The organism is Ralstonia sp. 1138 (assembly GCF_040544795.1).
GTDB lineage: Bacteria > Pseudomonadota > Gammaproteobacteria > Burkholderiales > Burkholderiaceae > Ralstonia > Ralstonia flatus.
Map to the genome: position 1 here is coordinate 1 of NZ_JBEPKQ010000013.1, position 10,373 is coordinate 10,373.

Annotated in this window: 13 protein-coding genes and 1 pseudogene; all 14 read left to right on the top strand. The window is 61.9% G+C overall.

Features of this window, described 5'->3' with window-relative positions:
- The coding region (locus ABIC76_RS25325; protein WP_354535622.1) for a hypothetical protein at positions 1 to 181 on the top strand (181 nt) is incomplete at its 5' end.
- 175 nt (positions 182 to 356) lie between these two features.
- Positions 357 to 2,249, top strand: a complete 1,893-nt coding sequence (locus ABIC76_RS25330) for a peptide transporter (RefSeq protein ID WP_354535623.1) — start codon at positions 357 to 359, stop codon at positions 2,247 to 2,249.
- Between the two features lie 57 nt (positions 2,250 to 2,306).
- Positions 2,307 to 3,128 (top strand): sulfotransferase family protein, encoded by an 822-nt coding sequence (locus ABIC76_RS25335; RefSeq protein ID WP_354535624.1) that lies wholly within the window; start codon positions 2,307 to 2,309, stop codon positions 3,126 to 3,128.
- Positions 3,129 to 3,305: 177 nt separating this feature from the next.
- Positions 3,306 to 4,034, top strand: a complete 729-nt coding sequence (locus ABIC76_RS25340) for an OmpA family protein (RefSeq protein ID WP_354535625.1) — start codon at positions 3,306 to 3,308, stop codon at positions 4,032 to 4,034.
- Between the two features lie 53 nt (positions 4,035 to 4,087).
- A complete protein-coding gene (locus ABIC76_RS25345) occupies positions 4,088 to 4,234 on the top strand; it encodes a hypothetical protein (RefSeq protein ID WP_354535626.1) in 147 nt (48 codons plus the stop codon).
- Entirely contained in the window at positions 4,231 to 4,551 is a 321-nt protein-coding gene (locus tag ABIC76_RS25350; protein ID WP_354535627.1) for a hypothetical protein, read from the top strand. The genes ABIC76_RS25345 and ABIC76_RS25350 overlap by 4 nt, the downstream gene beginning before the upstream one ends.
- A gap of 257 nt (positions 4,552 to 4,808) precedes the next feature.
- Positions 4,809 to 5,117, top strand: a pseudogene (locus tag ABIC76_RS25355) (septal ring lytic transglycosylase RlpA family protein); the annotation flags it as partial.
- 203 nt (positions 5,118 to 5,320) lie between these two features.
- Positions 5,321 to 6,028, top strand: coding sequence for an aquaporin Z (gene aqpZ / locus ABIC76_RS25360; RefSeq protein ID WP_354535628.1), 708 nt, complete (start codon positions 5,321 to 5,323; stop codon positions 6,026 to 6,028).
- Positions 6,029 to 6,157: 129 nt separating this feature from the next.
- Positions 6,158 to 6,658: an ABC transporter ATP-binding protein gene (locus ABIC76_RS25365; RefSeq protein ID WP_354535629.1), complete on the top strand. Its 501-nt coding sequence runs from the start codon at positions 6,158 to 6,160 to the stop codon at positions 6,656 to 6,658.
- A gap of 374 nt (positions 6,659 to 7,032) precedes the next feature.
- Complete coding sequence (locus ABIC76_RS25370; protein ID WP_354535630.1) at positions 7,033 to 8,259, top strand: OmpA family protein; 1,227 nt, start codon at positions 7,033 to 7,035, stop codon at positions 8,257 to 8,259.
- 102 nt (positions 8,260 to 8,361) lie between these two features.
- Positions 8,362 to 9,042, top strand: coding sequence for a response regulator transcription factor (locus ABIC76_RS25375; RefSeq protein WP_354535631.1), 681 nt, complete (start codon positions 8,362 to 8,364; stop codon positions 9,040 to 9,042).
- 40 nt (positions 9,043 to 9,082) lie between these two features.
- Entirely contained in the window at positions 9,083 to 9,382 is a 300-nt protein-coding gene (locus tag ABIC76_RS25380) for a hypothetical protein (RefSeq protein ID WP_343550223.1), read from the top strand.
- Positions 9,379 to 9,762, top strand: a complete 384-nt coding sequence (locus ABIC76_RS25385) for a hypothetical protein (RefSeq protein WP_354535632.1) — start codon at positions 9,379 to 9,381, stop codon at positions 9,760 to 9,762. Before ABIC76_RS25380 ends, ABIC76_RS25385 begins: the two co-directional genes overlap by 4 nt.
- Positions 9,763 to 9,805: 43 nt before the next feature.
- Positions 9,806 to 10,336 carry an adenylyl-sulfate kinase gene (locus ABIC76_RS25390; protein WP_354535633.1) on the top strand — a complete coding sequence of 177 codons (531 nt, stop codon included), beginning with the start codon at positions 9,806 to 9,808 and terminating at the stop codon, positions 10,334 to 10,336.
- The last annotated feature ends 37 nt before the right edge of the window (positions 10,337 to 10,373 follow it).

Here is a 10,373-nt window from a genome sequence, read left to right on the forward strand (position 1 = left end):
TGTGCGCATGGTTTCCTCCGGGCAGTTCAAGAGCAGCCTGCTCGGTGCGGGGGATGCACGTGGCAACGGCGTGAACGTGCCGGCGATGGTGGCGCCGCAGAAGCAGGACACGGATCGCGCCAAGCAGTTCGATGTGAAGGTCATTGGCTCCGGTATCAACCTGCGAGCAGCGAACCCTTAAAGCAAGGGCATTCCGTCGAACCAGGCGGAGCGTGGGCGGGCTCAGTCGTGAGGCTGGGTTCGCCCACGCAGACCGTCCTTCAGTCACCTGAGAGTCGAGCTTACACGCCCACGGGGGAATGGTCCCGTGGGCGTCCTCAGCCGACACCGAGCACCTGCCGAGAGGATTTGCCCCCATGACTACCGCATCCTTCAACCTGGAGCGTTTCGAATACCACGCCTATCGGCGGCAGCACGAGCAAGCGGCGAGGGAGCTGCTTGCGTTGCTGGCGATGCTGGACATGAACTTTGGGCAACTGAGTCCGGAGTTTTCGGCGAAGCCGACCATGACGGGCTTGCGAGACAGCGAAATCGATGCGCACCTGTTGTCGCGCATCGCCGCGGCCACGATGTGTCTGTTTGCCGATCCTGATTTTCAACTGAGTCCTGCTGGATTCAATCAACTGTTGAGCTGGCACCGCTGGCTGTCCACACTGTTTGCCGCCAGTCCGCTGCGCAACGCCGATGCTGTATTGCGTACGCTCAACGTGCGCGGGCCGGAGAGCGAAGCGCTCGAGGTTGCAAGCAGCGATTTGACGAAGCTGTGTCTGCTCTATAACGGCGATTCGCACGTGCCGCTGGATCTGGACGCGTTGTGGGCAGTGCATCCGCAACTGGCGGCCGGGCTGTGCATCACGTTGCTGGCGCCGCGCTTCTGCGGCTCAATCGAGTCGCATGCCAAGCGCGAAATCATTTTGCCGTGGCTGGCCGCCCGACTGGAGAAGTTGGACAGCCTGGACGTGCTGCCCACGGCGATCCTGCACGATGCGTACATGCACTGCTCGTATGCGGATCGCGCAGACAAGCACGACATCAAGCGTGGCATCAATGCATTGATCCGACGCAAGCTGCAGGAGTGGAATCTGCACACCTTGCCGCAGCCGAAGCCGCCGAAGGCGGGCGACAAGCCGGTGCTGCTGGTGGTGTTGGAATGGTTCAACGCTGCACATTCGATCTACCGGACGCACTCGCGCACGATGGAATCGGCCCGCAAGCAGTTCCACGTCATCGCCGTTGGCGCAAAGAATGTGGACGCCGCAGGCCGTGCCGTCTTCGATGCGTTCCACGAACTGCCGGAAACAGACGGTATGCAGGGCCAGCTGCAGTTCATCGCGGAGTTGGCCCAGCGAGAGGGCGTTCATGCGCTCTATATGCCAAGTGTAGGGATGTATCCGCTCACCATGTTCCTGACGAACATGCGCGTGGCGCCGCTGCAGGCCTACGCACTGGGCCATCCCGCGACAACCCACTCACCCGAGATGGATTACGTGGTGGTGGAGGAGGACTACGTTGGGGATCCGGCGTGCTTTAGCGAGGAGTTGCTGCTGCTGCCCTCCGATGGCATGCCCTACCGTCCATCGGCCTCGGCCCAAGGGCTGAGCATCGAAGCACCCATTCGCGAGATGCCGCAGATCGTCGAAATCGCGGTGGCCGCGACGACGATGAAGCTCAACCCGGGTTTTTTGTCGGCGCTTGCGCGTATCACGAATGAATGTGGACGCGAGGTGCGTTTCCATTTCCTGGTCGGCCAGGCCATCGGCCTGGTGTACGAGCAGGTGATCCACCTGGTGCGCCAGTTCCTTGGCGACCGCGCGATCGTGCACCGGCACCAACCCTACGACGGCTACATGCGCGTGATCGCGGGTTGCGACATGTTTCTCAATCCGTTCCCGTTTGGCAATACCAACGGCATCGTCGACACGATCAGTGCCGGCTTGGTGGGCGTGTGCCGGACCGGTCGCGAAGTGCACGAGCACATCGACGAGGGGCTGTTCACGCGTCTGGGCCTGCCTTCCTGGCTCGTGGCGCATACGACAGACGAGTACGTGGCTGCCGCGGTGCGCCTGATTCGCAATGACGCAGAGCGCTGTGAGCTGCGCCGCCGCTACGCCGGTTCGGACAAGGTGCAAGTGCTGTTCCAGGGACGACCGGAGATTCTGGGCCAGAAGCTGCTTGCGCTGCTGGAGAAGCGCCTGGGTTCCGCAAAGAAGACACCGCGCGCCACCAAGGCAGTTGAGACCGCGGGTTGATGAAAAGGTCGCCCTCAGGGACGACATATTTTTGGTTGTAGTGATCGGGGGAAAAGAATGAATCAATCTGAGAAATCGTTCCATTTCATCTCTGGCTTGCCTCGTGCAGGGTCCACCCTGCTGGCGGCTGTGTTGAGGCAGAACCCGCGGTTCCACGCAGACATCAGCAGCCCGGTGGCCGGGATGTACAACACGCTCCTGCGCGAGGTGGGGGGCACGTCCGAATACGGTGTTTTCTTCTCGGATGCCAAGCGGCGAGCGGTGCTCAAGGGGGTCTTTGAGAACTACTACGCCGATTCTTTGGCCAAGGTGATCTTTGACAACGGTCGACTGTGGGCCGCCCGGTTGCCCGCACTTAGTCAACTGTTCCCACAGACGAAAGTGATCGCGTGTGTGCGCGATACCTCCTGGATTCTGGACAGCTTTGAGCGGCTTGCACGCAAAAACGCGCTGAGGCTGTCTGCAACTTACGGCTACGACACCAATTCGACGGTCTATACGCGGGTCACCGCGTGGGCGGGCTCCACAGGCGTGGTGGGGTATGCCTACGATTCGTTGAAAGAAGCCTTCTTTGGTGAGCATGCCGATCGGCTTCTGCTGGTGGAGTACGACACGTTCGTGCGCTCGCCGAGCAAGGTGATGGCGGCCATTTACGAATTCATTGGCGAGCCTCTATTTACCCACGACTTCAACAAGATCGAATTCGACGCCACGGAATTTGATGAACGGCTTGGTTCGCCAGGCTTGCATACCGTCGGTCGGCAGATTCGCGTGGTTGAACGCCAAACCATTCTGCCGCCGGACCTCTTCAAGCGCTTTGAAGGCGATGCCTTCTGGCGTGATCCAGCCAACAATCCGCGCGGTGTCCGGGTGATCTGAGCGCTGCTGTCGCAGGGGCGAATTAGCCGGCAGAGAAACGTCGGGAAGGGCAATTGGAGCGCGATCGTCATCTAACGCTGCAGGCGCTTTCCGTGGGGCTGCTGCGCGCATAGGGCGTCGGCGGTCCTTCCACAAGCAAGTCGTATTCATCCAATCATTCACTCGAGGAGAGGTTTCATGACAAAGCCAACGATTCTGGCGTTGATGATCAATGCAGGGCTGTTTTTGGCCGGCTGCGCGAGCGATCCGATGTCCACGGTGCGGGCGATGGCCATGCAGGACGGGCAGCAGATCTACAAGGTGAGCTGCTACGGGCCGCTTGAAGGGGCTGAGGGCACGTGCCAGGCCAAGGCCAAGGAAGTGTGCGACCAACAGGCCAATGGCCTGCCGGTCTATCCGCTCAAGGATCCGGCGCCGCTGGACGTCAAGGTCGAAGACAAGAACGCGGTCAGCACGCTGCTATTCCAGTGCGGCGAGCCGAAGGTGAAGGCGGCTGTGCTGCCGGCACCCGCGCCGGTGGTGGCTGCACCGGTAGCGGCCCCGGCACCGGCGAACAAGGTGTCGCTGGCGAGCGACGCGACCTTCGATACGGACAAGGCGACGCTGCGCCCGCGAGCGCGTGCGCGGCTGGACAAGTTCGCAAGCGATGCGCAGGGCATGGCGTTCGACCGTATCACGGTGGCTGGCTATACCGATGCGCGCGGGCCGGACAAGCACAACCGTGCGCTGTCCGAGCGTCGGGCACAGACCGTTTCGCGTTACCTCAAGGCGCACGGCATGAAGGCACGCGCGTACGAGGTTCACGGCTACGGGAAGGCGCATCCGGTGGCCTCGAATGCGACGGCGCAAGGTCGTGCGCAGAACCGCCGAGTGGAAATCAAGCTCGAGGGTACGCAAGGGCAATAAGGCATGCCGGGCCGTCCTTATGAGGGACGGCCTGTGGCATCGGGATGTGATCAATGGACAAGGACATGCTGCGCCTGGTGGCGTTTGCAGTGACGGCGGCGGTGGTGATGCTCACCGTCCGCGCCGGGCACGCAGATCAGGCAAGTGCGAACGAGACGCCAGCTGTGATGGTGCGTTCGGTTGCGGGAGAGGTGCGATGACGCTGACTCACGATGTGGATCGCTTGATCCGGAACATTTACTGGGCAGGGCTGCTTGCCTGTGTCGCGATGCTGGTCATCGTGCAGTCGGATTGGCAGGTTCGAGGGCTTAATCGGTCGGCGTTTCAGATGATCGTGGCGGCGTTGCTGGCCTTGCTTGTGGCGTTTGCTGTGCCCCCGATCTGGAGGCGGCTGCGCAGGCGTGAGTGGTTTTGGGATGCGCAGAGCGAGCGTGCAGCGCGGGCAGGGCGGCTGGTGGGCGTGGTGCTGGGCCTCGCAAGCGGGGAATGGCTCAAGTTGGTTCTGCAACTGGGATAGGGCGGATGGTTATACAGCAATGTGCGCGCCTGGCGATGCTGGTGCTCTGTGGATGCCTCTTTGCATGTCAGGCAGTGCCCGGGGATGCGCCATCCCAGACGGATGCAGCGGTGCCGGTGCAAGCCGTCGGTGGTCCGACGATCGGCCAGCGGGTGCGGCAGGTACAGGAGGCAGCGCCTGTGGTGCTACGGGACTTTGCGTTGCGCGCACAGACAAGGTTGGTGCAGCCGGTCCTGGAGCCGGCGCGGGCACTTAAGTTTTTGCAGGCGGGTATCGCGTCCTGGTATGGGCGGCAATTTCATGGTCGACGCACGGCTAACGGGGAGCGCTACGACATGTACGCGTTGACGGCGGCGCACCGCACCTTGCCACTGGGCACGCGCGTGCGGGTGACGAACCAGGCCAGCGGGCGCTCGGTGGTGGTGCGGATCAACGATCGCGGTCCCTTCGTGCGTGGCCGGATCATCGATCTGTCGCTGGCCGCCGCTCAAGAGTTGGGCATGTCCCGCGCCGGGACCGCCCGCGTGGTGCTCGAAGAGCCGTTGGCCCGTGGGACTGGAGAGTAGGGATGGCTTGACGCCGCTTGGGTAGCCGAGCGTACGGCTGCAGCAAGTGCGCGGGAAGAAGGATATCGAGGGCCAGCAGGCTCGAGATAGCGCAGGCCATTGCGCGGCGCAAGCGTGCAGTGGTCTCCGGTTGGGCACGCGGGGGCAACCGGGTAAAGCGCGTCACACCGTATGGAATCACAACAGGAAGAACGAGGACTGATATGACTTTGATGCGACGTTGCACGGCCGAGATGGTGGGCACCTTCTGGCTGGTGTTGGGTGGCTGTGGTAGCGCCGTGCTAGCGGCGGCGTACCCGCAGTTGGGGATCGGTTTTGTCGGGGTGGCGCTGGCCTTTGGCCTGACGGTGCTCACCATGGCCTATGCCATCGGGCACATCTCGGGCTGCCACCTGAACCCGGCCGTGACGCTGGGCCTCACGGTTGCCCGGCGCTTTGCGGTACGGGACGTGGTGCCTTACGTCCTCGCCCAGGTGGTAGGCGCAGTGTGCGCGGCGGCCGTGCTTGGGATGATCGCCACCGGCAAGCCGGGCTTCGATCTGGTCGCAAGCGGCTTTGCCACCAATGGCTATGGCGATCAGTCGCCCGGACACTATTCGGTCTTGGCCGCCTTCGTCTGCGAGGCCGTCCTCACCGGCATGTTCCTGTTCGTCATCCTCGGTGCGACTGACCGTCGTGCGCCGTCCGGGTTCGCCCCGATCGCGATCGGTCTGTGTCTGACGCTAATCCACCTCATCTCGATTCCGGTGACCAACACCTCGGTCAATCCCGCGCGCTCGCTCGGCCCGGCCGTGTTCGTTGGAGGCGCGGCGATTTCCCAGCTCTGGCTGTTCTGGGTCGCACCGCTGCTGGGTGCGGCAGTCGCTGGCGTGCTGTACCCGGCCGTCGCGGGTCGCGAGCCTAATCAGTAAGCAGCGTAAGCGGCGGCCAGACACGCTGCCAGGCCAAATCGTCCTGAGGCGCATGCGTATCGGAGCGATTCGCGCGCCATGCCGCCTCAGGTTGGGTGGATCCGCACACGCACACATCGAGGTGCCCGAATGTCGCCATTGAGGTCAGTGAAGCGCCTGATGCAGTTGCGTGTGATCGGCGCACTCACGGTGTTGTTGTGCACCTCTCATGCCTGGGCCGGGATGGTGGATCCAGACGATGAGATCGCCGTGCAGGTCAGTGTCTACAACACGCACTACCGCTACAACCCGAAGCATTTGCCGTATTCGCCGCTCATTGGCGCGGAGGTGCGCAAGCCCAGTGGCTGGCTGTATGGCGGAGCCCTGTTCCTGAATTCCTTCGGCCAGTTCTGTCAGCTCGCCTACGGAGGCTACCTCGTTGAGGTTCCCAGGACAGACCTGTACGCAAAGATCACAGCGGGGGTGCTGCACGGATATGACGGCATCTATCGGGACAAGGTTCCATTCAATTACCGCGGGTTCTCTCCGGGTGTCGTGCCCGCCATCGGCTACCGCTATGGCCGGGCGCGATTGGAGGTCCAGTTCCTGTGGACCAGCGGCCTGATGGCCACGGCGGGCATGGTGTTTTAGCCGGGTCCCGCTGTTGTACGAACAAACGCTGCCCCTGTGATGTGCGCCGCTGCCGAAGTCGGCAGGGCCGATCGTTACGGGCAAAGCCCACGGAGGATCGGTGTTGAGAGAGCGTCAAACAGAAGCGCGGATGTTTGAGCAGGCCGAGCCATGCGAGCAAGCGCCGGTTCAGAAGGCAGCACCCCGGTATAGCCGGCGGACCCCGCGGCACAAGAGCATCGATCGCATTGCAGTCATGGCGCTGGTGATCCTGGTGCCCGTACTGGTGTGCTTCTTCGCCGTGCAATTCATCCGCTTTGTGCTGTGGATCGCGTTTCCCGTGACCCATTCGTAGCCACACAAGAGTCATCAACCACATGGAGTTCAAGCAGACCATGCCAGCTATCAATATCATTCGCTCGCTCGAGCAACTGTTCGGCGACACCCTTGTCGCGCAACCGCCGCAGGTGCTGGGCGAAACCAAGACCGTGCTTCGGGGCGCGATGGACTTTCTGTTGCCCAACCTCGTGGGCGCCGTCGCAACCAAGGGCTCCACTCCGGAAGGCGCCGCACATCTGCACAAGATCATCAGCGACCACGCGCAGGAATTGAACGCCATTCCTCTGCAGCCTGACGTGTCGTCGATGACCACGGAGACGAGCACCCGAATCACGTCGATCGGGGCGACGCTCTTTGCAAACATCTTCGAGCGCGATCCGACCGGTGTGGCCGAGCTGGTCGCTGCCAAGTCGGGCGCCCACCTCGCCAGCGCCGTATCGCTGGTACGCCTGGTGATGCCGTACATTTGCTCGGAGATGCGGCGCGCGGCCGTGGCAGACGCGGTCTTCACGCCGGCGCTGCTGGGCCCGTTCCTGCGCACGCAGAAGAACTTCATCTCGCCGCAACTCGTCCCGCACTTCTTCTCCAAGCTCGGACTGGGAGACCCGCTGGGCGGGCTGGGGCATTCCTACATCCCGCCCACCCATTCGACCTCCAACGGCAATGCTGCCGGGCAAAAGTCCGCGGCTGCGCCCTCGAAGACGACCGAGACCTCCAAATCGAGCTGGCTCTGGCTGCTGCCGCTACTGCTGGCGCTGTTGCTGCTGGTCGTGCTGTTGTCCTACTGCTCCAAGCAATCCTCGGGCGATCAGCAGCCACACGCGGTCACGGTGCCCGCGCCGGCTGCCCAGGCAGATGCGTCGGCGCCCACCGTCCAGGTTCCCGCCTCGGCACCGGCCGCTGTGGTCGATGCTTCTGCGCCGCAGATTCCGGCGGGCTCGGGCAACGTCTCCGAAGTCGCCGACGGCCGTCCCGTCCTGAAAGCCTACTTCGACTACGGCAAGGCGGAGTTGGGGGCGGATTTTAGTGAGAAGGCCAAAGACCTGGTCACCTATCTGAAGACGAACGTTGACAAGAGCGTGGCGGTGTCCGGATTTACGGATGCAAGCGGCGACAAGACGCTCAACGAGGTGCTCGCGAAGAAGCGCGCCGAGGCGGTCCAAACCGCGCTGATGGCGGCGGGCGTGCCGGAGGGCCGCATTGTGCTGCAGAAGACGGCCGATGCCACCGAGGCGCCCGCTACGCAACAGGGTCGACGCGTGGAGATCCGCATTCTTCCGTAGCAAAGAGCGGCGCGGGGACATGGATGTCGCGGCGCCGTTGCGCCATCCATGTCACACCGCGCGGCAGACAAAATAGGGGAGTTGGCAATGAGGATTGCTTGTGTGGAGAGCGACCTCGGGCACGCCCAGATGCTTCAGAAGATGCTGAATGTTCTTGAAAAGCACGAGTGCGTCATGTTTCGTCGCACCACGGAGTTGGGCGTTGCGTTACGGGACCAGGAGTTTGACCTGATTTTGCTGTGTGTACATGGGGACGGCTCGGGCGGTGAGGCATCGGTGCAGTGGCTGCGCAATACCGTGGGGGGGCGCTTGCCCATCATGGTCGTGATTCCCGCGCCCGATGAGCCGCTGATGGTGCGGCTATTGTTCGCCGGTGCGGATGGATGTTTGAGCAAGCCGTATTACCCCAGGGAATTGGGCGCGCGCGTGATGGCGTTGCTGCGCCGGGTCAATGGTGCTGGCAATCAGCAACAAGGCCCGCTGAATGTGGGTCCCTATATTGTTGATGCGAGAAGCCAGACGGTGACGCTCAATGGGAAGGTCATTGCGCTGACATCGAGCCAGTTTGCGATTGCACTCCATCTGTTCAGAAACACGGATTGCCTGGTAACCCGAGAGAGTCTGGAACGATTGGTCTGGGGGCATCCGCGTGGAGCAAAATCGCGCGCGCTTGACACGCAGGTCTCGCGCGTACGTGCCAAGCTCGAACTGTACCCATGCAACGGATTCCGGCTCACGAGCGTCTATGCACGTGGATTCAGGCTCACGCCCATTGTGAGGTAGCCGGCGCTGAGGCATTACGCACGCAAACGGAGACAGCGAGATGGCAACGACTGCAAAGAGAAACGGATCTGACCCGCGTCGCGTTGATTCGATGTGGTTTCCCTGCGGGGAGGCCATCCGGTATGTCTGCCGTCAATGCAACAGCTCGCTGGCATCGCTCTCGCCCGCATCGGCTGAGTGCATCTGCGGCAATGTCCAGATCGAGCGAGGCCACGTCGATGTGCGAGACCTCACGCAGTTCCGGGTCGCCATCGAAGTCGAGCGCAGCATACTGCGCCGACCGCTCTTGCCCGCGTGGAGTACAACGGCCTGCGCGCATGATCTGTGGATCGACGAATGAGTGAATACCAATTCGTGTCGACTTACCAAAGCCGCCCTGTGCACGTGCGTATGGGCTGGAGCCGTGCCTTGCAGCGGCACTATTTGATAATCCAATACACCGACGGGAACGAGGGGACGGTCTACAGCCATGAGGACGACCCCGATGTGTCACGGTACACGGAGCTGGGGTACTTTGTGAAGAAGTTGATCGGTTTGGGCTTGGCCGTGCCCAAGGCAGCCGTGCGTGGATTAACGACTGCACCATGGCGTGATGGAACGGCAATCAAGGCGCACGACGCACAGCGCTTCATGCGCGATACCTGGAGGAATTCCCTGTCAAATACCGAGACGATCCCTGCGCAATCGCCGCGTACTTCGCGCGCAGCGTCAAGTCGTTGAGGCAATTCCGGCCTCCCGAGGTCAGCCGAACAATAAACTCGCCATGGGTAAGCGGATGCAACTTGAGCATAAACGCAAAGCTATCGTCCTGATTCAAGGATTGCCAGGGTCTGGCAAGACCACGCTCGCGAAAATGCTACTGGAGCGCCTGCCGACTGCCTGTTGGGTGAACGCCGACTACGTGCGACAGCATGTCAATCGCGATCTTACGTTCACCCTCGAGCATCGGATCGAGCACGCTCGACGTATGGCGGCCATCGCCAACCTCACTCTCGATCACGGGGCCAACGACCATTGCATTGTCGATTTTGTGTGCCCAACTGTGGAAACCCGTAGGGCCTTCGTGGATGCTGCTGAGTATCCCATCTACACCGTGTTCATGAACACGATTACGCCAGATGAATCCAGATTTGCGGATACGCGAAACATGTATCAGGCGCCGGCGGACTATGCGTTCCGGGTGTCAGGTTACAAAACCAAGGCGGAGCTACAGGAAATTGCGCAAGTGATTCACTTTGCGCTGATCAACCGCAATTTTAATGTTTCGGACGCCAATCTTCGAAGAACCTTATAACGTGCCCTGGCAGAATTTGCCAATCCACTCGAGGAGC